The 21,061-nt window shown below is 37.8% G+C and carries 20 protein-coding genes; 2 read left to right on the plus strand and 18 right to left on the minus strand.

Features of this window, described 5'->3' with window-relative positions; translation table 11 throughout:
• The 10 genes from KO495_RS17270 to trmJ form a co-directional block, all read right to left on the minus strand.
• Positions 1-186, minus strand: a 186-nt coding sequence (locus KO495_RS17270; RefSeq protein ID WP_215981659.1) for a hypothetical protein, incomplete at its 3' end; no start/stop codon positions are given.
• Between the two features lie 262 nt (positions 187-448).
• Positions 449-787 carry an ISC system 2Fe-2S type ferredoxin gene (gene fdx, locus KO495_RS17275; RefSeq protein WP_215981660.1) on the minus strand — a complete coding sequence of 113 codons (339 nt, stop codon included), beginning with the start codon at positions 785-787 and terminating at the stop codon, positions 449-451.
• A 130-nt stretch (positions 788-917) separates the two neighbouring features.
• Positions 918-2,780 carry a Fe-S protein assembly chaperone HscA gene (hscA, locus tag KO495_RS17280; RefSeq protein WP_215981661.1) on the minus strand — a complete coding sequence of 621 codons (1,863 nt, stop codon included), beginning with the start codon at positions 2,778-2,780 and terminating at the stop codon, positions 918-920.
• A 74-nt stretch (positions 2,781-2,854) separates the two neighbouring features.
• Positions 2,855-3,382: a co-chaperone HscB gene (gene hscB, locus KO495_RS17285; protein ID WP_215981662.1), complete on the minus strand. Its 528-nt coding sequence runs from the start codon at positions 3,380-3,382 to the stop codon at positions 2,855-2,857.
• Between the two features lie 145 nt (positions 3,383-3,527).
• On the minus strand, positions 3,528-3,851 hold the full coding sequence (gene iscA, locus KO495_RS17290; protein WP_215981663.1) for an iron-sulfur cluster assembly protein IscA: 324 nt from the start codon (positions 3,849-3,851) through the stop codon (positions 3,528-3,530).
• 13 nt (positions 3,852-3,864) lie between these two features.
• Positions 3,865-4,248 (minus strand): Fe-S cluster assembly scaffold IscU, encoded by a 384-nt coding sequence (iscU, locus tag KO495_RS17295; RefSeq protein ID WP_215981664.1) that lies wholly within the window; start codon positions 4,246-4,248, stop codon positions 3,865-3,867.
• Positions 4,249-4,346: 98 nt separating this feature from the next.
• Entirely contained in the window at positions 4,347-5,561 is a 1,215-nt protein-coding gene (locus KO495_RS17300) for an IscS subfamily cysteine desulfurase (RefSeq protein ID WP_215981665.1), read from the minus strand.
• 94 nt (positions 5,562-5,655) lie between these two features.
• Positions 5,656-6,162: a Fe-S cluster assembly transcriptional regulator IscR gene (iscR, locus tag KO495_RS17305; protein ID WP_215981666.1), complete on the minus strand. Its 507-nt coding sequence runs from the start codon at positions 6,160-6,162 to the stop codon at positions 5,656-5,658.
• A 253-nt stretch (positions 6,163-6,415) separates the two neighbouring features.
• Entirely contained in the window at positions 6,416-7,225 is an 810-nt protein-coding gene (cysE, locus tag KO495_RS17310; RefSeq protein ID WP_215981667.1) for a serine O-acetyltransferase, read from the minus strand.
• A gap of 16 nt (positions 7,226-7,241) precedes the next feature.
• Positions 7,242-8,021: a tRNA (cytosine(32)/uridine(32)-2'-O)-methyltransferase TrmJ gene (gene trmJ, locus KO495_RS17315; RefSeq protein WP_215981677.1), complete on the minus strand. Its 780-nt coding sequence runs from the start codon at positions 8,019-8,021 to the stop codon at positions 7,242-7,244.
• Between the two features lie 381 nt (positions 8,022-8,402).
• Between trmJ and suhB the strand changes: the two genes are divergently transcribed.
• Both suhB and cobA read left to right on the plus strand, forming a co-directional pair.
• Positions 8,403-9,206: an inositol-1-monophosphatase gene (gene suhB / locus KO495_RS17320; protein ID WP_215981668.1), complete on the plus strand. Its 804-nt coding sequence runs from the start codon at positions 8,403-8,405 to the stop codon at positions 9,204-9,206.
• A 173-nt stretch (positions 9,207-9,379) separates the two neighbouring features.
• Entirely contained in the window at positions 9,380-10,177 is a 798-nt protein-coding gene (gene cobA, locus KO495_RS17325) for a uroporphyrinogen-III C-methyltransferase (RefSeq protein WP_215981669.1), read from the plus strand.
• 47 nt (positions 10,178-10,224) lie between these two features.
• Here cobA and KO495_RS17330 read toward each other — a convergent pair whose 3' ends face one another.
• The 8 genes from KO495_RS17330 to KO495_RS17365 all read right to left on the minus strand — a co-directional run bounded on the left by KO495_RS17330 (position 10,225) and on the right by KO495_RS17365 (position 20,746).
• Positions 10,225-11,658: a DEAD/DEAH box helicase gene (locus KO495_RS17330; protein WP_215981670.1), complete on the minus strand. Its 1,434-nt coding sequence runs from the start codon at positions 11,656-11,658 to the stop codon at positions 10,225-10,227.
• Between the two features lie 289 nt (positions 11,659-11,947).
• Positions 11,948-13,612 carry a methyl-accepting chemotaxis protein gene (locus KO495_RS17335; protein WP_215981671.1) on the minus strand — a complete coding sequence of 555 codons (1,665 nt, stop codon included), beginning with the start codon at positions 13,610-13,612 and terminating at the stop codon, positions 11,948-11,950.
• 247 nt (positions 13,613-13,859) lie between these two features.
• Entirely contained in the window at positions 13,860-14,921 is a 1,062-nt protein-coding gene (locus tag KO495_RS17340; RefSeq protein ID WP_215981672.1) for an OmpA family protein, read from the minus strand.
• Positions 14,922-15,013: 92 nt separating this feature from the next.
• Positions 15,014-16,438 (minus strand): O-antigen ligase family protein, encoded by a 1,425-nt coding sequence (locus KO495_RS17345; protein WP_215981673.1) that lies wholly within the window; start codon positions 16,436-16,438, stop codon positions 15,014-15,016.
• Between the two features lie 88 nt (positions 16,439-16,526).
• Positions 16,527-16,967, minus strand: a complete 441-nt coding sequence (locus KO495_RS17350; protein ID WP_215981674.1) for a hypothetical protein — start codon at positions 16,965-16,967, stop codon at positions 16,527-16,529.
• Between the two features lie 125 nt (positions 16,968-17,092).
• Positions 17,093-19,039 carry an EAL domain-containing protein gene (locus KO495_RS17355; protein WP_215981675.1) on the minus strand — a complete coding sequence of 649 codons (1,947 nt, stop codon included), beginning with the start codon at positions 19,037-19,039 and terminating at the stop codon, positions 17,093-17,095.
• A gap of 76 nt (positions 19,040-19,115) precedes the next feature.
• Positions 19,116-19,802: a transglutaminase-like cysteine peptidase gene (locus KO495_RS17360; RefSeq protein WP_354668393.1), complete on the minus strand. Its 687-nt coding sequence runs from the start codon at positions 19,800-19,802 to the stop codon at positions 19,116-19,118.
• 269 nt (positions 19,803-20,071) lie between these two features.
• Positions 20,072-20,746 carry a PEP-CTERM sorting domain-containing protein gene (locus KO495_RS17365; RefSeq protein ID WP_215981676.1) on the minus strand — a complete coding sequence of 225 codons (675 nt, stop codon included), beginning with the start codon at positions 20,744-20,746 and terminating at the stop codon, positions 20,072-20,074.
• Positions 20,747-21,061 lie beyond the last annotated feature (315 nt).

Genomic DNA, 21,061 nt, shown 5'->3' on the forward strand with positions numbered 1-21,061 from the left:
ATTGTCATCATACGCATAAGTCGCATTACCTGCCGTCAGTACTTTGTCGTTATCATCATAACTGTAAAGGATTTCAACAGCATTTATTGTGCTTAACAGCCTATTGCCTACTTTATCGTAAGTATAACTGGCAGTGTAGTTACCGTTTATCGCATCAGTAATAGACTCTTGCGTTAAGCGATACAAGCTATCATAACTGTAGTTCGTTGTACGACCACTCTGTTTTAAGAAAGAATGTTGACCAACTTTGTCCTAAAGTGAATATACGATGAAAAGTAGAGATCTGATAGTAGTAAAAAATCATAGCTCATTGCTTATAGTGATATTTTTACCACTTTCTAAAAGGCATACGATAGGAGTTTCGATTAAAGGCCCATAAACGAAAAAAGGGCAATAACATTTCCATGTTATTGCCCTTTTAAAGATACTGTTTTAGCTCTTAAAAAGTCTAATGATTTTCAGAAACCATATTTACAGTATATTTTGGAATATCTACCACTAAGTCTTCATCGCCAACAATAGATTGGCAACTAAGGCGTGATTCTGGCTCTAAGCCCCACGCTTTATCAAGCATGTCTTCTTCAAGCTCATCGCCCTCTTCAATCGAGTCAAAACCTTCACGAATAATGACATGACAAGTCGTACAAGCACATACTTTTTCACAAGCATGCTCAATACCTATATCGTTTTTTAGCGCAACGTTTAGTACACTTTCGCCTTTTTCAGCGTCAACAACTGCGCCATCTGGACACAATTCATCATGAGGTAAAAATATAATTTTTGGCATTTCAATAATTCTCTTTTAAGCTAGCCTGCCCTATTGGTTATAGTTTACAGGCTAAAATTATTAACTAATATGTTTTTATACAGTTGGTAGTAAATAAGTGACTCGAGATATTTCAGCCACTTAAACACATTTAAATTTTATCGACTGACTGTCCTGATAACGCTTTATTAATTGAGCTATCCATACGACGTTCGGCAAAAACTGCGGTACTATCATCAAGTACTTTAATTGCCGCCTCAATCGCTGCATTATCACTGGTTTGACTAACCGTAACTAATGCTTGTATCGCTTCTTCAATAATAGCTAATTCACTAGCATTAACTAAGTGGTTATCGGCTTTTAGTGCTGCTTGTACTGACTCGATTACACGCGCCGCTTCAACTTGTTGCTCTTTAACCATACGCGCCTGCATATCATCTTTAGCATTACTCATTGAGTCAGTGATCATTTGACTGATTTGATTATCATCTAAGCCAAACGATGGTTTAACTTCAATGCTTGACTCAACACCCGTTGATTTTTCCATAGCTGATACTGATAACAAGCCATCGGCATCAACTTTAAAAGTTACTCGAATATGAGCGGCACCTGCGGTCATCGCAGGAATACCACGTAACTCAAAACGCGCTAATGAACGACAATCGGCCACTAACTCACGCTCACCTTGTAATACGTGCACGGCCATTGCAGTTTGGCCATCTTTAAAAGTGGTAAACTCTTGCGCTTTAGCAACAGGAATAGTGGTATTTCTTGGGATAACTTTTTCAACTAAGCCCCCCATAGTTTCTAAACCTAGCGATAATGGAATAACGTCTAACAACAACATGTCACTGTCAGGTTTATTACCCGCCAATATATCTGCTTGAATAGCAGCGCCTATTGCAACGACTTTATCAGGGTCGATAGAAGTGAGCGGTGTTTTTTGAAAGTACTTCTCCACTTCAGCACGAACCAATGGCACGCGGGTAGAGCCACCAACCATCACTACCTCAATAATATCACTCACGCCAATTTCGGCATCTTTTAAGCTACGACGACATGCACGTAAGGTTTTATTCACTAAAGAGCCAATGAGCTGCTCAAAGGTTGTTTTTGTCAGCGTTGAAGTCCATGTTTCGTTATTGTCTAAACTTAGTGTAATTTCAACGTTATCGCGAGTTGTTAACTGCTCTTTTGCATGACACGCTACTTGCATTAATTGACGTTCAAGTGATGCTGATAACGGTCTTACTAAATCAGCTTGTTCAATAATATGATTAACCAAAGTTACATCGAAGTCATCGCCACCCAAAGCAGAATCACCACCTGTAGCGAGTACTTCAAAAACGCCGTTATTTAAACGTAAAATTGAAATATCAAAGGTACCACCACCTAAATCATAAACGGCAATAACCCCTTCTTGACCTGAGTCTAAACCATAAGCAACGGCTGCAGCGGTTGGTTCGTTAAGTAAACGTAATACATTAACACCAGCAAGTTTTGCGGCATCTTTAGTGCTTTGACGCTGTGCATCATCAAAATGTGCTGGCACTGTAATAACAACGCCGGTTAAATCACCGCCTAATGCTAACTCTGCGCGTTGCTTTAACGCTTTTAAAATTTCAGCAGAAACTTGAACAGGGTTAACCGCTCCTTTACGCGTGGTTATTTCAGGATGGTTTTCATCACCACAAAATTGATACGGCAATGAAGGGTATTTACTTTGAATATCAGCCAGTGAACGCCCTATTAAGCGTTTAGCAGAGGTAATGCTATTGCTCGGATCACTCACATTAAATGCTTGCGCTTGGTAGCCGACACAAGTTTCGTTTTCTTGATAGCTCACCACCGAAGGTAATATATCACGACCTTCATCATCAGGAAGTGTCGTTGCTGTGCCACTTTTAACACTGGCAATTAATGAATTAGTTGTACCTAAGTCGATACCTGCGGCGAGTCTATGTTCGTGTGGAACGGTGCTTTGACCGGGTTCTGCAATTTGTAATAAGGCCATGTTAATACTTTGTGTTACGTTAAATTCATTAAAAGATGTGTGGCTGGTGAGCTACTCCAAATGAGTACTACCATTTAATCGTCGAATAAACTTTCTTCGAGACGTTCCACCTCTATAGTCAGTTTTTGATAAAACTTTAATTTGCGTAAATTATCGCATGCTAAACGGTTACTTTCAGGAGTATTTTCAGATAGCTGTGTTTGCAGTAATGCAAAAAGACTTTGATGCTCACTTTCCAGTTCATTTTGTACTGCACTCAGTGCTGCTTCTGGATTATCTGAAAATTTGACTTCCGCTAACATTTCCCGCAATTCCATTTGACGCATTAAAAACCCCGTATCGCTAAATGAGTGCTGCTCATTAGGCATTTCAATGCCACGGTCTACCAGCAAATATTCTGCGCGTTGCAATGGTTTTTTAAGCGTTTGGTAAGCATCATTAATTTCAGCTGATTTTTGCACGGCAATACGTTGCTCTTGCTCTGAAGCATGGGCAAACTTATCAGGGTGAACTGCTTTTTGAAGGGTTTGGTAGCGTGATGAAAGTTGATTTAAATCAACTGTAAAATCTGTGGGTAAATCGAATAATTGGAAGTAATTCACTTTATTACCTAAGGCGTTTTAACTCGGAAGTTATGTTAATGATGGTTAAAGTTACTGTTGTTTGGCTCTATTGCAAATAGCGAGTATAAGTATGACGTTGTTATACTCGTTACCTGCAGTTGAACCAAAAAAAGCGCTTAAACCGTTACACGTTAAAGCTTTCTCCACAACCACATTCGCCTTTGGCATTCGGGTTAGTAAATTTAAAGCCTTCGTTAAGCCCTTCTTTGGTAAAATCTAACTCAATGCCATCAAGATAAACTAAGCTTTTAGTATCAATAATGATTTTCACATCATCGATAGTAAAAACATTATCATCTTCATTTAAGTCATCAACAAACTCAAGTACATAAGCTAAACCTGAACAACCGGTCGTTTTAATGCCTAAGCGTAAACCGACACCTTTACCGCGATTGCTCATGAATGATTTAACCCGCTCAGCTGCTGCGGGCGTCATGGTAACTGACATACTTTACTCCGAGTTATTTGCTGTGTTTACTTTGGTAATCTTCAATGGCTGCTTTGATAGCGTCTTCTGCTAAAATAGAGCAATGAATTTTTACTGGTGGTAATGCTAACTCTTCAGCAATAGCCGTATTTTTAATTTGTCCAGCTTCATCAATAGATTTACCTTTAACCCACTCAGTAACTAATGAACTTGAAGCAATAGCTGAACCACAACCGTAAGTTTTGAATTTTGCATCTTCAATAATGCCAGCATCAGAAATTTTAAGTTGTAATTTCATTACATCACCACAAGCTGGTGCACCTACCATGCCCGTTGCTACTGATGGATCATTTTTGTCCATAGAGCCAACGTTACGTGGGTTTTCATAATGGTCGATTACTTTTTCACTATAAGCCATAATACTCTCCTAGCCTTTGCTAAATAACTTCCAGCAGTTACTTAGCTTAATTGTTAGTTAACCTAAATTAGGTTGGTTAGCACTTACCTAAATAGGTATTAGTGCGCCGCCCATTCAATAGAGTCTAAATCTATGCCATCTTGAAACATTTCCCAAAGTGGCGACATGTTACGTAAATGACCAATTGAGTTTTTAATAAGCTCAATTGCATAATCAATTTCTTCTGTGGTCGTGAAGCGACCAAAACTAAAACGAATTGAGCTGTGTGCCATTTCGTCATTTAAGCCTAAAGCACGAAGTACATATGACGGCTCTAAACTTGCTGATGTACATGCTGAGCCTGACGATACCGCTAAGTCTTTAAGTGCCATAATTAACGACTCACCTTCAACAAAGTTAAAGCTAACGTTTAAGTTACCAGGGTAACGTTTGTCAAAATCACCGTTAACAAAAACTTGCTCCATTGAGTTAACGCCTGCCCATAAACGGTCACGCATTGCGGTAACATGTGCAAGATCTTGTGCCATTTCTTCTTTAGCAATTCGACAAGCTTCGCCCATACCTACGATTTGGTGTGTCGCTAAAGTACCTGAACGCATACCACGCTCATGACCACCGCCATGTGTTTGCGCTTCTAAGCGAACACGTGGTTTACGACTTACATACAATGCACCAATCCCTTTAGGTCCGTACATTTTGTGTGCTGAAATTGACAGCAAGTCAACTTTTAATGCTTGCATATCGATATTAATTTTACCGGCACTTTGCGCGGCATCGACATGGAAAATAATTTTACGTGCGCGACACATTTCGCCAATTTCTTGAATGTCTTGAATAACACCAATTTCATTGTTTACGTGCATAATGCTCACCAGTACAGTGTCATCACGCATTGCGTCATTTAACTTAGTTAAGTCAATTAAGCCATTATCTTCTGGATCTAAATAAGTCACTTCAAAACCTTGGCGCTCTAATTCACGACAAGTATCAAGTACTGCTTTATGCTCAGTTTTAGACGTTATAATGTGCTTACCTTTTTTCTTATAAAAGTTAGCAGCGCCTTTAATGGCTAAGTTATTCGATTCTGTAGCGCCTGAAGTGAAAACAATTTCACGTGGGTCAGCATTAATTAATTCCGCAATTTGATTACGAGCAACATCAACCGCTTCTTCTGCTTGCCAGCCAAACTTATGTGAGCGAGAGGCAGGGTTACCAAAGTGGCCGTCGGTTGTCATGTATTGAACCATTTTTTCTGCTACGCGTTTATCAACAGGCGTTGTCGCAGAGTAATCAAAATAAATAGGAAGCTTCATTAGCTAACACTCTCCAATAGTAATTCAGACTAAAACTCCAATAAAACCGAAGCTCTAATCGACTAAAATAATAGTTAAACAAGCACGGTGGTAACTACCAGTCGTGCATTATATTCTTTGTAGTAATCAAGGTTTCTAGTGCTATATTTTTCTTGGCACCGAGTTGTAAGTCATCTTGACGCTTGGTAACTTCTACAACATCTTCTTTAGACACTAATTCAGCTAAAGTAATATTTTGTAAAAACTCTTCAATGCGTTGGCTTAAGCCTAACCACAGCGAATGAGTTAAACATTGTTCGCCATCTTGGCAATTTCCTTTTCCTAGGCACTTAGTCGCATCAACGCTTTCATTAACGGCACTAATAACATCTGCAACAGCAATTTGAGCTGAGCACTTACCTAATCGGTAACCACCACCTGGCCCACGTATGCTTGTTACTAAGCCCTTTTTGCGTAAACGAGAAAACAATTGCTCTAAATAAGAAAGCGAGATCCCTTGACGCTGAGAAATATCAGCTAAAGAAACAGGTCCATGTGCTGCATGTACAGTAACATCCAACATTGCAGTAACTGCATAACGACCTTTAGAGGTAAGTTTCATAATTCGCTCTCAAACACTCACTATTGAGCTGGTAAAAATATCATTTAGCAGGACAACCAAACGCTAATACCAACACCAAAACATAGTTTAAACTGGCAAATGCCGCGCAATTTTACATAACCTTATAAATTAGTCAAATATATACCTGACTCTTTTACTCAAGTATTATATACCTTATAAACTAAGAGAGAAAGTAATACTTGACTTTTTTAGTCAAGTATTACTCATTTATTTATAGGTGTTTGAAATAGAATTAAATTTCAGGATCAAAGCTAGCTATTTTACTTTCGCGGCGTTTAGCGGCTTCTTTTTCATCTTCGACGAACTCCCCTACTTTTAGCTCGGGTAAGTTATTAGAGCAAACATCACCACCTAAGCGGTTAACTTCTTTGCATAAGTCTGAAACTCGTGAGTCCATTAAATGTACGTGATCAAGCAAGCGGCCAATAGCTTTGGCGACAGGGTCAGGATTTTCTGTAGATACAGCATAAGCATCAAAACCAAACTTTTTCGCCGCCTTTTCACGTTGTTGGTTTTCTTCAGCGCTATCTTTATCTGGTACGATACGACCCGGAATTCCTACAGCAGTAGCATTAGCAGGTAAATCTTTCACGACAACAGAATTAGAGCCAACTTTACCACCTTTACCAATAGTAATAGGACCTAATACTTGTGCACCAGCACCAATGACAACGTTATCTTCTAAAGTAGGATGACGCTTACCGGCTTTCCAACTAGTACCACCTAAGGTAACACCTTGGTATAAGGTAACATCATCACCAATTTCAGCCGTACCGCCAATAACAACACCCATGCCGTGATCAATAAAGAAACGTCTACCAATAGTAGCGCCGGGATGAATTTCAACTCCCGTTAACCAGCGCGAAAAGGTTGATAAAAATCGCGCCAATAATTTCCAGTTAGCACGCCATAGCTTATGGCTAAGACGGTGAAACCAAATAGCGTGTAAGCCTGGATAATTAAATAAAACTTCAAAGCTATTACGTGCGGCTGGATCTCTATCAAAGACACTATTAATATCTTCTTTGATACGACTGAACATATTCTTCCCTTCCTATTTACATTTTATCGTTATTTTTTGCCGTTCTTTCCATTGATGCCAAAATACCACGCATCATTTTAATCTCTTTAACATCAGGACGAGCGCGATTAAATAATCGTCTTAATTTTGTCATCACTAAACCTGGGTGGTTTTCAACAATAAAGCCTGTTGCTTTAAGCGCTTTTTCAAAGTGCTCATAAAAACGCTCGGTTTCATCAACAACAGGGTAAGCTTCATCATCTTCACTTATTGGTTTTGCAATAGAGTTACCATTACCTGTACTACGCTCTTGATAAGCTTGATCGTGAGCTAACAAATAACTCGTTCTTACTTCGTAGCTTAAGGTTTGTACTGCCATCGCTAAGTTTAATGAACTGTAGTCTGGGTTTGCTGGAATTTGTACATGAAAATGACAAAGTTGTAGCTCTTCATTAGTCAAGCCACTACTTTCACGACCAAAAACTAACGCTACAGGATATTCGGTTGCTTCTGCAATCATCTTTTCACCACAACCGCGCGGCTCAAGCATAGGCCAAGGTAAAGTACGTGAGCGTGCACTTGTACCAACCACTAACCCACAATCTTCAATCGCTTCTTCTAACGTACTTACGACTTTTGCATTAGCCAATACATCCGTTGCGCCAGCAGCAAGTGCTTGTGCTTGACCATTAGGCATTTCAATGGGATCAACGAGGATTAATTGACTTAACCCCATAGTTTTCATTGCGCGAGCTGCAGAGCCAATATTACGACAGTCTGAGGTGTTCACTAAAACAATTCTTACTTGGTCTAACAATGACTTAACTGGTTTTTCTTGATGAAGATCTGACATTATTTACTCTACATAATTGTGTACAAAGGCTAATTAGCCCATCTAGATGGCTATTATACTATCATAAAAGATTACTACTGTAGCTAAGAAAAGCACCAATATTGATGATTTTCCGCTATGGTAATTTGCTATTGGCTAGTTTATTTTCCTCTATAAAATATTTACTAAATAGAGAGAATAAAGGCCCTCTAATCATTGATGCACAAATATCACACAATATTTTATGATAGTTGTCGCTTCCTATATTTTTTTTTGCTATAATTCGCGCCCTTGATTTTCTGGTATCTATGAATACTTGAAATCCACTTGCTCTTTTAAAAATTATTTACAAATAGGTACTCTATTATGCATCCAATGCTAAATATTGCCGTGCGTGCTGCCCGCACCGCAGGTAAAGTAATCGTTCGCTCTTTTGAGCAACTTGATAAAGTTGAAATTGAATCAAAAGGCACTAACGATTTTGTTACTGACGTTGATATTAACGCTGAACAGGCAATAATCGAGACTATTCGTAAATCATACCCTGATCACACTATTATTGGTGAAGAGTCAGGTATTTTAAAAGGTAAGGATGATGACTATCAGTGGATTATTGATCCTCTTGATGGCACAACCAACTTCGTCAAAGGCATTCCTCATTTTTCAGTATCTATTGCTTTAAAAGTAAAAGGTAAATTAGATCAATCTGTTGTTTTTGACCCTATCCGTGGTGAGTTATTTACTGCAAGTCGCGGTAAAGGTGCTCAATTAAACGGCTTCCGCATTCGTGTTAAAAATCATAAAGACTTGTCTGGTACAGTCTTAGCGACAGGCTTCCCATTCAAGCAGAAACAACATAGCGTGGCTTACATGGCAATGTTCAGCGCTTTATTCCTTAAATCATCTGATATGCGTCGTACTGGCTCGGCAGCATTAGATTTAGCTTATGTTGCTGCTGGTCGTGTTGATGGCTTTTTCGAAATTGGCTTAAAACCATGGGATACTGCCGCAGGTGAATTACTTGTGATTGAAGCAGGTGGTTTAGTAACTGATTTTGTTGGCGGTCATAACCATGTACAAAGTGGTAATATTGTTGCTGCAAGCTCACATATTCTTAGAGCCGTATTAAAAGAAATTCGCCCACATTTAGGTGATGCGCTAAGTAAGTAATGATTGCCGTAACTTAACACATACTAAGTTACTCATGAGTTATGATAAATTAAAGCGCCCTGGGCGCTTTTTTTGTATTAACTCAACAATACGACAATAACCCACAGCTGAAAAGTACTACCGTTATACTAACTTAACGGTAATCAAAGTAAGCATATTGTAAGACCGAGAGCATGGATAATATAAATTCGACTAAACAAGCATTTGTTGCCGGTGAAGTGGCCTTAGTTGGCGCAGGTCCTGGTGATCCAGACTTACTTACCTTACAAGCATACCGCTTTATTCAACAAGCAGAAGTAGCAATTTACGATCGTTTAGTAAGCCAAGAAATCATGGCTTTATTACCTGACACTTGCGAAAGAGTTTATGTTGGAAAAATGCAAGCCTCTCATCGTGTACCGCAAGAAGGTATAAACCAATTATTAGTTGATCATGCTCTGCAAAACAAAAAAGTAGTGCGGTTAAAAGGTGGTGATCCTTTTGTATTTGGTCGTGGTGGCGAAGAAGCGCAATTTTTACTCTCTCATGGTATTGCTTGTCATATTGTTCCTGGCATGACTGCTGCATCAGCCTGTAGTAGTTATGCGGGCATTCCTTTAACTCACCGTAAAGTTTCTCGCAGTTGCACTTTAATCACAGGTCACGTACAAGAAAATGGTGAGTTAGATTTACCATGGCAATCGCTCAATGATAGTGAACAAACAGTTGTTTTTTATATGGGAATTAAAAGCTTACCTATTATTACTAAGCAGCTGATTAATGCGGGCCGTGATGCCAATACGCCAGCAGCATTAATTAGAAATGGTACCCACGCTGATCAACAAATCGTTCACGGTAATTTGATTACGCTACCAGACTTAGTGCTTAAACATAACATTAAGCCGCCAACATTAGTCATTATTGGCGATGTGGTAAATACATTTGATAGTGAGCAATTAACCAATTTAGGTTACTTACAGCCAAAAGGTTAGTCAAAACATTGAAAAGGGCTAAGTTAGCAATAACTTAGCCCTTTTCATTATTTATTACGGTTAGGCTGCGCCGAAGTATTTCCTGTATTTTTATTATTAACGTGGTTTGCACGTCGAGGCTTTGCTTTAGGCTTATTTTGCTCGCTTTTAGCTTGATTATTGTTAGCTTTCGCTTTGTTTACGGCTTTACCTTGATTTGGTTTACCGCGGTTAGTACGCGGTTGATGGCCTCGAGCATTCTCACCAGAGCGCTGGCCATCTTTATGTTCAACCTTATCTTGTTTTAATTTTTTAGGTTTTTTCGCTTTTAATGGCTTCAATGGGCGTGAAGCGCCTAATTCATTAACTGGCACAAATGCTTCTAACACTTTACGCTCAATGTGCTGTTGAATAACATGCTCTATATCCCACAATAGCTTCAACTCATCAGCACAAACTAACGAAACGGCTTGTCCGGTATTACCTGCACGAGCCGTACGGCCAATACGATGAACATAATCTTCAGGCACATTAGGTAAATCAAAGTTAACCACTTGAGGAAGTAAGTCAATATCAATACCGCGCGCTGCAATATCAGTGGCAACAAGTATTTGTACTGTACCATCTTTAAAAGACGCTAACGCTTTAGTACGCGCACCTTGACTTTTATTACCATGAATAGCCGCAGCGGTTAAGCCCTGCTCTTCTAAATACTTAGTGAGTTTATTAGCGCCATGTTTGGTTTTAGTAAATACCAAAACTTGTCGCCAGCTGTTTTCCTTGATTAGTGACGTTAATACCGCTGGTTTGCGCTTTTTATCAACCGCTGTTAGCCACTGCGTTACCTTTTCTGCCGTACTATTTTCAGGACTAACCGAAATCTCTAATGGGTTATTAACCAGTCCTTTAGCTAAGGCACGAATATCTGGCGAAAATGTTGCTGAAAATAATAAGTTTTGACGCTTTTTAGGTAGTACTGAAATAATTTTCTTAATATCACGAATAAAGCCCATATCTAACATACGGTCAGCTTCATCTAAAATCAGCACTTCTAGCTGGCTAAACTTAACCGCATTTTGATTATATAAATCCATCAAACGGCCTGGAGTGGCCACCAAAACATCAACACCTTGGCGTAAACGCATCATTTGTGGATTAATTTTAACCCCGCCAAAAACTACCGTTGAATGTAAATTTAAATACTTACCATAATTAGTAATACTCTCACTTACTTGTGCCGCTAATTCACGTGTTGGTGTTATGACTAACGCTCTAACATTATTGGCTTTAACAGCCTGCCCTTTACTACTTGAAAGGCGTTCTAATAACGGTAAGGTAAAACCAGCGGTTTTACCTGTACCGGTTTGAGCTGCTGCCATAATATCTCTCCCTGAGATGACCGCAGGAATCGCCTGTGCTTGAATGGGAGATGGTGTATCGTACCCTTGGTCTCGAACGGCTTTAAGTAGTGGCTCAGATAAACCGAGGGCAGAAAAACTCATAAATTATCTCTTATGTTAAACAAAGTGAATTCAGTAAAAAAGTTCAGTAAAGGATATGCTGATAGCAATTAGAATGAACGGGCGTGCAGCATACAGTATGCGTAAGTGTAGTGCAATTTACTCTTAAGTTTTTAAATATTGTAGCAGCAACGAGTATTGTATCGAAGTACCGATGGCCCTATAAGAAATACCATATAAAAAAGGACTAAAGCCAACACCTTAGTCCTTTTTAAAAGCTATTAACGCTATATTAAATAAACAATTTACATAGCAATTAATACTAATGCTATTACACTTTAAATTGTGAAACTAGCTTACCTAAGGTTTCGCCCTCTGTAGCTAAATGGTCACTCACTTTAGAAGTATTTTCACTAGAGGTAGTTAACTCATTAACGATTTCTTGTATCGCAAAAACATTACGATTGATTTCTTCTGTCACTGTACTTTGCTCCATAGCTGCGGTCGCTATTTGAGTACTCATATCGTTAATAGCAATCACAGAAGACGTTACCGCCCCAAGGCTCTCTGAAATAGCTTGAGAGCTTTCCACTGAACGATTACAGCTTTGCTGACTTGAGTTCATAGTACTAACCGCATCAGAAACAAGCTTGTGCAGCTCAGATAACATATCGCCTATTTCTAACGTACTTTCTTGTGTTCTACTTGCTAAATTTCTAACTTCATCGGCAACAACAGCAAAGCCTCGCCCCTGTTCACCGGCACGTGCTGCCTCTATGGCAGCATTCAATGCTAATAGGTTAGTTTGTTCGGCAATACCGCCAATAACGGTTAACACGCTATTGATCTTTTTAGATTGCTCACTAAGCGAGTTAATTTGTGACGCTGCGGTATCTATTTCAGACATTAACTGAGAGACTTCTGTTAATGATAAGTCAACACACTCTTGAGCTTTAGCAACATCACCTGTTGCTGATTGAGTCGACTCAGCTACCTGCGTTGTATTTTGAGCAACTTCACTTGCCGTTGCTGACATTTCAGTAATGGCCGTTACGACCAGTTCGGTTTCATTGTTGTGATTACCTAACTGAGTTTTCATCAGGTTGGTTTGTTCGTTAATATTATCTGCGGCCGCTTTAACATCACGTGTTACATCAGTTACGTCTTTAATGATGCCTTGTAGTTTATCAACAAATAAATTAAACGAATTACCTAGTTGGCTTATTTCATCGTTACCTTCAACTAGTAGGCGTTTAGTTAAGTCCCCCTCCCCTTTAGCAATGTCATCTAAATTCATCACCATACGCTGTATTGGTTTAACAATAGTATTTGCCGCAAATAAAACGCCCAATATGGTCAATACCACCCAAAAAATAGCGATTAATAGTAAGTTAATTGCTTTGTCTTTCATGTGATTTCTGGCAGTAGTATTATAGCTAGTTAACTCTCGCTCAATATCATCCATATAAGTGCCCGTACCGATTAACCAATTAGTATTAGGCACCATAGCAACATAGCTAATTTTTTCGATTAACTGATCAGTATTGGGTTTTTGATAATGATAGGTATAAAACCCGCCGCCAGCTTTGGCTTGCTTAATTAAGCCAACAATAATTTTTTTACCATTAGGGTCGGTAAGTGCTATTCTGTTTTTCCCTTCATTTTCAGGCTGTAACGCATGAAAAATTGTTTCACCTTCGGTGTCGTACATAAAGAAATAACCATCATCACCAAAGGTCACATTACGCAAAGCATCATTCACTTTAGCGTTTTCACCTAGAGATAGTTGATATTCAATAATCTTTATTGCGATTTCAATTTCTGTTTTTAAAAGGTTTTGCTTATCAGCTAATAATCGCTCCGAGAAAGTATTCATCTCTACTTTCAAATTCTTTGACTCAATATAATAAGTACTTGCCAGCAAGCTAATAAGTAATAACGTTAATGGTAAAATAGCTAATAATAATAGTTTTTGCTTTAGTCCTAAACTGACCATGTAACTCTCCTTGCATTGATTAACGCTTATTAATCAAGACGAATAATTTTTCTGTATCCATATTGTATGCACAGAAATGGTTTTTAGCTAGAAATTAGTACTATGCAGAAGGAAATAACCTTTAATAACAAAAAGATAATAATATGAGGCAGTAGAAAGTAACGTACTAACGGTGAAAAAAATCCCCAATCAAAGATTGAGGATTAAATTAATCTGAACTCAGGTTAAATTCCAAACATAAAACCAATTAACGCTTAATAGCAGTACGCTTATTGACTGAGACCGTTGCCATTATACGACGGTTTTGGGCATGAGCTGCTTCAGTATTAGCAGTATTAATAAGTCGACTTTCACCGTAACCAATAGCAGTTAGCCTACTCTCATTAATGTGGTATTCATTAACCAGTATTTTAACAATAGCATCAGCTCTTTGTTGAGATAGGTTTTTATTGTAGCTATCAATGCCTGGCGTTGACGCATGCCCTTCAATAGTAATTTTCGTCTCAGGGTTAGCGATAAGAAAATCAGCCATTGCCTGAATTTCAGTATGATATTCAGGCTTTACAATAGCTTGGTTGTTATCAAAAGCAACTAACAGCTCAATTGATAATTTATCATTAATAAATACTGTACAGCCCTTCGCATCAACTTTATCAATAATAGGTGTATTCGCGCAGTTGTCACGTGAGTCTTCCACGCCATCATTATCTGCATCTAATATTACTGCAGCAGCTGCTGGGGCTGCTTGACTCTTATTATCACCACCAAAGAAGTACACAAAACCGAGCTGCGCAGTAAGATCATCATAATGCTCTGAAAATTGATAGTGCGCTTTGGTCTCAAAATACAACGCCATGCGTTCGTTTAAGTAGTGGCGGTAACCTGCACCGATATTAGCTGAGATTTGTGACTGTTCAATATCTAAACTATTAACTCCCGTTAATAGATAGAAGTTTTTCTCTGTTGGGAAATATAACATATCAACAGACGCTGCAGAGCCATCCGAAGCAGCATAAGCACTATTACGACTCTCTAAGTTAAACTGACTATAAGAAAAACGAAACTCTGTTGATGGTAACCAGCGGTAACCAACTTCAACACCTGCACCATTACCATAGTCTAACGATGACTTAGGATCAGCAGTCATCAGACGCTCATGGTCAGTTTCAATATGCATAACATGAACACCACCATACACTTTACCAACTAAGTCAATTGCATTAGGTTGGTCTGCTGCGGCATAAAAAGGCAGTACTAATGTAGAAGATATGGTCAGCGCTAATAAGCTAGGTAATAAAGATTTTTTCATTTTGGGGGCCTTATCGAGTTGATTACCTTATTGTATCTATAATAAAGTCATTGATACATAACTATCAAAGATAAATTATCGAGTTTAACGTATTAATAATTATGCAGTTGCGCAGCTTTTTTATGGTGGCTCTGTCCTCGTAATAAATGTCGAGATTGCCACGCCAATGTTAATATCAGCACAAAATAGCTAGCGTTTGCTGGTGACTGTAAATTAAAGTCAACACTACTATGAATAAGCATGCCAATGATTGCCATCATACAACCAAAAGCAGTGCCCTTCATCAAGCTGTTTTGTCGTTTCCGCATTGTATAAACTGTTTGTTTCAAACTCATTAAAACAATAGCTGCCAATAACATAGTAATGGGAAAACCGTATTCAATAGTAAACTGCAAATAGTCATTATGAGCATGATCATAAAACAGCTTGATATCATCACCCTTTACCATAGGAAAAATGGTATAAAAAGTTCCAGCGCCTGTACCCGTTATAGTAAAATCATTAATGAGTTCCAAACCATAGATATTAACTTCGTCGCGACTCTCCTGACTAAGTGCCGTTTGCTCAATACGAGCTTTTAGTTTATCTAAACCAAACCACGCACCTAAAATAAAGGTATCTATAACCAATAGGCTAACAAGTAAAATACTCAAACCTTTGCTGCGATGCTTATAATAGATAAAAGCGAAAATCCCCGTTGCACTCATTGCGATAAAAAAAGCAGCATTGCCCATGCGTGAGCGTGACATAACTAAACCAATAACCATTAATGCAAGCGCAATACGAAGAATGGCTTTCCCTTTTAACAAACTACCAATAAGCTCCCTTATTTGAGCCCTTTTATTGATGAATTTATTCTTTGATAAGCTGGCAACCAACAAACCAACTCCCATTGAAAGGCATAATAATAAAAAATTCGCAAAGTGATTTTTATAAATAAAACTCCCTGTAGCAATCGTGGAATTTTGCACTTCAAATATCCATGATAATTCATTACCAGACATGGCTTGTAAGCTACCATAAACGGCTTGAAAAGTTCCTGAACATACCATAACAAGCAAAAGCTGCTTTAAACGCTTTTCGCTTGTTACTAGTAATATAGAAAGTAACATTAACGCTAAATAAGCTACCCCTTTTAGCGAAGCAATATAGCTATCACTCGGTGATACAGAGAACGTTTGGAACTCATTTTTAGGTGCGCCATAAACGTCAACTAAATGAGGGCTAATCGCATAAACTAAGGAGCTAGGCAAAGGTGTATATTGAATAACAACCCACAGCTGAACCAGTAAAAAGCTAACAATTAAAAGCTTGTAAGGTTTTAAAGCATTAACTACGTTTTCATTAGTTTTAATCGCTAACAACAAGTAAGTAGCCAACATCAAAAAAGCAGCAACTTCTATGATGCCCCACGCCCAAGCTCGGTTAGAGCCTAAAGGGATAGGCAGCCAGAAAATAAGCAGTAAAAAACAGTTAAATAAAAGTACGTTAATATTTTTTATAGAGTTTGAAAACATAGGTATAAAGTAATATGTGGCCTGTATTCAATAAAAAAGGCCCTATAAAGGACCTTTGATAGCTGAGTTAAACTAATAATTCAGTGAATTAATTATCGGACGCGATCACGCCACCGTTTCGGCCACCTATAATTGGAGGAGCTGTGGCACCTGAAGGTGGAACAATAGCTAAATTACCACCTGCTGTAGGCTCTGATAAAGTTGCAACATCTCCGCCGCCAGCAATAGCAGCTAATAAAATATCGCCTGGTAACATCACACCTGTGTTAGCAACAGTCTGCATAATTTCTTGATGTTGTGCAGCAGGTGCTAACCCAATAGCTTGTTCGACTATTTGATCACCAAAATTAGGGCAACTGGTTGTTAAAACAGATACAGTATCTAATAAGTTAGTATTTTGTGCTGCTGTGAGTAACTCGGTAAAATTAGCACAGTCAACTTCTGTCACTTGACCTACTGTAGACTCAACCGCAAAGGCAGTACTTGTAAGGGCAATACTTAAGCTTAAACCTAATACAACATTTTTCATGGTTTTCTCCTTTAACTAACTTAAAACACTTAAGCTAGTTAGTACATATAGTTATTATTCTAAATGCCATAGCATAAAAAATCAACAAGCTCTTTGCTATATCAATACTCTAAACACATTATTAATCACCATTGTAAAGGTTTATCAATGAAGTAGCCCTGAAAATAGTCAACAAATAATTTCTGAAGCTGGCTTTCCTGAGCTTCATTTTCAATTAATTCAGCAATAACTTCTATCTGTAAACTGTGCGCGATATTAACTAGAGATTGAACAAATAACTGATTTTCAGGTGATGAATCAATTTGTTGACTATAGCTGCCGTCAATTTTGACGTAGTCTGGCTTCACTTTCATCAGTTGAGTAAACGATGAAGTACTTGCCCCAAAATGCTCAAGGGTAACCTTGCAGCCTAACAGTTTTAGCTGCTTACTTAAGTAACAAACATTATTTGCATGTTGAATTAAGCTTTGTTCATTAATCTCAAATATGAACAACTCACAATGCGGTTGATTTTCTGTTAGCGTATCAATTAGCCACTGACAAAAGCTTAAGTGCGCCAATGAAGCAGAATTAATATTAATAGCGACAGGAACAGTCAAAGCAGCCGCTTTTTGAATCACAGTATTAATAACCAGTTTATCAAACTCATGTGCTAAATTAACGCGCTGAGCCACAGCCATTAAGCTACCTGTAGGTATTAAGTCCCCCGTTTCAGTATGATTGAAACGTACATAAAGCTCCTGATGAATAACTTCACTTGCGCTATTTTTTATGTTTTGAGCAAAAAAGCTGAACTCCTTATTAGCTAATAGTTGCTCTAATTCTGCTTTCCATAATGTATTACCATGTTGCATTACCGAGTTAGGGGCAAACTCCCAACCTTGCTTTGTTGATGAAGCCATCATCAACGCCGTATCAGCTTTCATAAGTACTTCAGCCATACTATTTTCAGTTGAAAAGTCAGTAATACCAATATGCGCAAAATGATTCATATATGTATTATCCTCAACTTGACTAGCAGCTTGGTTAAACTTAAGCATCAACTCAACAGCAAGGTGGTGACAATTTTCTTTGTCTATATCTGGCAAAGTAACAGCAAAATCAGCACCAGCTAATCTATAAGCATTACTTTTACTCAGTAATTTAGAGTAGTTTAATGTGCCATTAATAAGCGAGACTGCTGTTTTTACATATTCATCACCAGCGGTATAGCCATTTTCTTTATTGATACTGTCTAGGTTCGACAAACGAATTATCATCAAAAAACCTGTTGTACTTTGCTCTTTATTGATCAGTAATGCTTCGAATTGATTATTGAAAGAGCGCCTATTGGCGAGTAAAGTCAACTCATCAATATAAGCGACTTTTTGGTAGTTTTCAGTTTGCTTAGTTAACTCATTAAAGAGGGTTTGTAAAATACGAGACATTCTATTCATCGCATTAACAAATAAGTTAAGCTCAATAGGTTTTGGAATTTCATTAACCTGAATAAAGTTACCTTGGCAGATTTCATCAGCTTGTTTAGCGGCTTTTTTGATAGGTGTAGTTATTGTTTTAAGTACAAGAGAGACTAAAGTGCCGGCAATCAAAAATAAGACTAAAATCATTCCTGTACTTTTTACAGCACTCTGCCAGAGCTGCTCATAGCCAATACCGGGGTGACTAGTTATTTCTAAAGTGCTGGGCTTTACCCAGCCATCATGCACCTCTGTTGATGATGTTGGCGGTGAAAGAGGAAATAAGCTAACAAACCATGAAGGCACACTTTCAAAAGTCATCGGGTTATTTTTACTTAAAATCACTTCCCCTTTGCTATTTTTTAATAACATCGATTGATAATAACCACTATCAAATATTGCACTCATCATGCCATCGACCATAGGTAAATCATCAGGATTACCAATAAACGGCTTAATCGATAGCCCTAAAGAAGTGGCAGTGTCTTTTGCATGAGATGATAACTGGCTATCAATATAATGACGTGTGTTATCCACATTAATCCATAAGCTCCCTAAAAATACTAAAGCTAAAACTAACGTTAACCCCAAATAAAGCTGTCTAGATAAACTCATAATTCTTTATCTCTTTATTAGCCTTATAAATATAAAGCAAATTAGTAGTGTAAATATACCCGATAAAACTCATAAACTAATGACCATGTTCAATTTTATTCATCAGACTTTCCCATGCACTATGCCCACCTTTATTTTTAATTTTTCTTCCTCGACCTTGTGCTTTAGCAGCCCATAAACCGTCAGCATTAAAGCTATAAATAGGCTGCAGATCTCGTCGATAATTAGCAGGTAGTATTTGTTTATTGATATTATCAAGAATTAAAGGCATGGATTCAGGCTCTTTAAAGTAAGCCAATACCATATGTGATTGTTTGAGCTTGAGCGCTCGAACATACATTAATCTTAGTTTTTCGGGTGCTATACCTAAAGCACGTAAAGTAAAATACTTTGCAATAGCAAAGTCTTCACAGTCACCTGCATTTCTTCCTAGAAATTCAATCGGAGTTGCCCAATAATCCTCTTGTTCCCAAACACGAATATCATCAACAAATCTTACTCGATTAAAAAAACGATTTACTTGCGCTAACTTTTCTTCTTCTTTTTCAGCTTGAACCGATAACACTAATTGCTGCCATTGCTCAACACGCTCTCTAGCTTCTTGGTTATATTCTTTTTCTACTTTATTAAATAAGTCAGGAGAAAATATATCAATAACAGCATCCGCATATAACAAACCAGAGCACCAAAAGAGCACAAACAATGTGAGGCGCAATTGCTTTTTAATTTTAATGCTTTGTACCACTATGCGTTGTAAGTACACTCAACGACCAACATTAGTAATAAATATTTGCTGTTTATAAAAGAATGCAATAAACATTATAAGTCTTCGCTATAAAGTAATTAATAGTATTGTATACATAAATTATAGAATCAATCCTCGGCAATAGTAAGCGTATTTGGTATTTTTCATGAATTTGAATGAATTAGTAACAAATAATTTAGTTATAGTCAGCTATAAACAAAAAAGACCTTAAGCTTTTCAGCAAAAGGTCTTTCTATACACTATTAGTAAATATTACTTATAGTAAATTATTTACTAAAACGTCTAAAACCAAATAGGCATAGCGCGGTACCAAATAAAACAATAGCTGCAGGCTCAGGCACTTCAACTTTAGCTGCAGTAATTACTCTAAGTTGGTCAGAATAAGGTGCTCTAGCAAATAAAGATAAATCTATTTGATTACCTGATACTGTAAATACATCATTTGTACCGTTAGCACCATAAAAGGCAGCCTCTAACTCTAAACCACGACCTAAAAAGTCAGTTGGGTAAGTAACACCTGCAACACCTAAAACACTGTCACTTTTACCTAAATTCTTCGCAGTTTGTGGTTGAGCACCAGGTCTGCTTCCTGTCCAGATAACAGCAAGAATTTTAGTGTCGAAAAAGTGTGTACCCGTAGCATTGAAAGAGCCACGACTATAGTCGGTACCCACAGCATCATAGTTAAAAATAAAGCTATTCACCGTAGTACCAGCAAGCAAACTACCTGAAAGACCCGTTGCTGCAAGAAAATCAACATCAAGATCTGCACCCAGCATTACATTTTGACGTTCTGCATATAAAAAGATATCGGTATCACTTTCAGGGTTAGAGTTAACCTCTAATGATGATGGAATTTCGCTACCAGAAATAATACCTGCATTAGCAAAATTAACTAATGAAGATAAAGTGATAAGTGAAATAAGAATACTTTTAAGCATGGATGTTACTCCTATAAATTATATTAACCATTTCAATACAGCATGTTAGTGCAATATAAATGGACTGCAAACATTATACCGAAACAATGCACAATTTACGCCAATAAAAATAAATACTTTATTTACAAAGTGTTAGAAACGTCGTATTTTTAAAGAATGAAATAAAAAAGCACTATGTAAAGAAAGCTGACACAAAAAACATCTAATATTTCAATAATTTCGCTTTATGTTATAAAGTACTTAGGGACTGTTGATCTTTCGAGATTGTTTTTGCAGTTTTTTGTTGGTGTTTGTATTTATACAAGGCAGAGCCTT

Origin of the sequence: Colwellia sp. D2M02, from assembly GCF_018860755.1 — a bacterium.
Taxonomy (GTDB): Bacteria; Pseudomonadota; Gammaproteobacteria; order Enterobacterales; family Alteromonadaceae; genus Colwellia; species Colwellia asteriadis.

Coding starts and splice junctions, on each gene's coding strand:
- suhB (WP_215981668.1), top strand. CDS start 8,403: ATGCATCCAATGCTAAATATTGCCGTGCGTGCTGCCCGCACCGCAGGT.
- KO495_RS17330 (WP_215981670.1), bottom strand. CDS start 11,658: ATGAGTTTTTCTGCCCTCGGTTTATCTGAGCCACTACTTAAAGCCGTT.
- cysE (WP_215981667.1), bottom strand. CDS start 7,225: ATGTTCAGTCGTATCAAAGAAGATATTAATAGTGTCTTTGATAGAGAT.
- cobA (WP_215981669.1), top strand. CDS start 9,380: ATGGATAATATAAATTCGACTAAACAAGCATTTGTTGCCGGTGAAGTG.
- KO495_RS17340 (WP_215981672.1), bottom strand. CDS start 14,921: ATGAAAAAATCTTTATTACCTAGCTTATTAGCGCTGACCATATCTTCT.
- KO495_RS17345 (WP_215981673.1), bottom strand. CDS start 16,438: ATGTTTTCAAACTCTATAAAAAATATTAACGTACTTTTATTTAACTGT.
- hscA (WP_215981661.1), bottom strand. CDS start 2,780: ATGGCCTTATTACAAATTGCAGAACCCGGTCAAAGCACCGTTCCACAC.
- KO495_RS17335 (WP_215981671.1), bottom strand. CDS start 13,612: ATGGTCAGTTTAGGACTAAAGCAAAAACTATTATTATTAGCTATTTTA.
- iscA (WP_215981663.1), bottom strand. CDS start 3,851: ATGTCAGTTACCATGACGCCCGCAGCAGCTGAGCGGGTTAAATCATTC.
- KO495_RS17365 (WP_215981676.1), bottom strand. CDS start 20,746: ATGCTTAAAAGTATTCTTATTTCACTTATCACTTTATCTTCATTAGTT.
- iscR (WP_215981666.1), bottom strand. CDS start 6,162: ATGAAACTTACCTCTAAAGGTCGTTATGCAGTTACTGCAATGTTGGAT.
- KO495_RS17300 (WP_215981665.1), bottom strand. CDS start 5,561: ATGAAGCTTCCTATTTATTTTGATTACTCTGCGACAACGCCTGTTGAT.
- KO495_RS17355 (WP_215981675.1), bottom strand. CDS start 19,039: ATGAGTTTATCTAGACAGCTTTATTTGGGGTTAACGTTAGTTTTAGCT.
- iscU (WP_215981664.1), bottom strand. CDS start 4,248: ATGGCTTATAGTGAAAAAGTAATCGACCATTATGAAAACCCACGTAAC.
- fdx (WP_215981660.1), bottom strand. CDS start 787: ATGCCAAAAATTATATTTTTACCTCATGATGAATTGTGTCCAGATGGC.
- KO495_RS17350 (WP_215981674.1), bottom strand. CDS start 16,967: ATGAAAAATGTTGTATTAGGTTTAAGCTTAAGTATTGCCCTTACAAGT.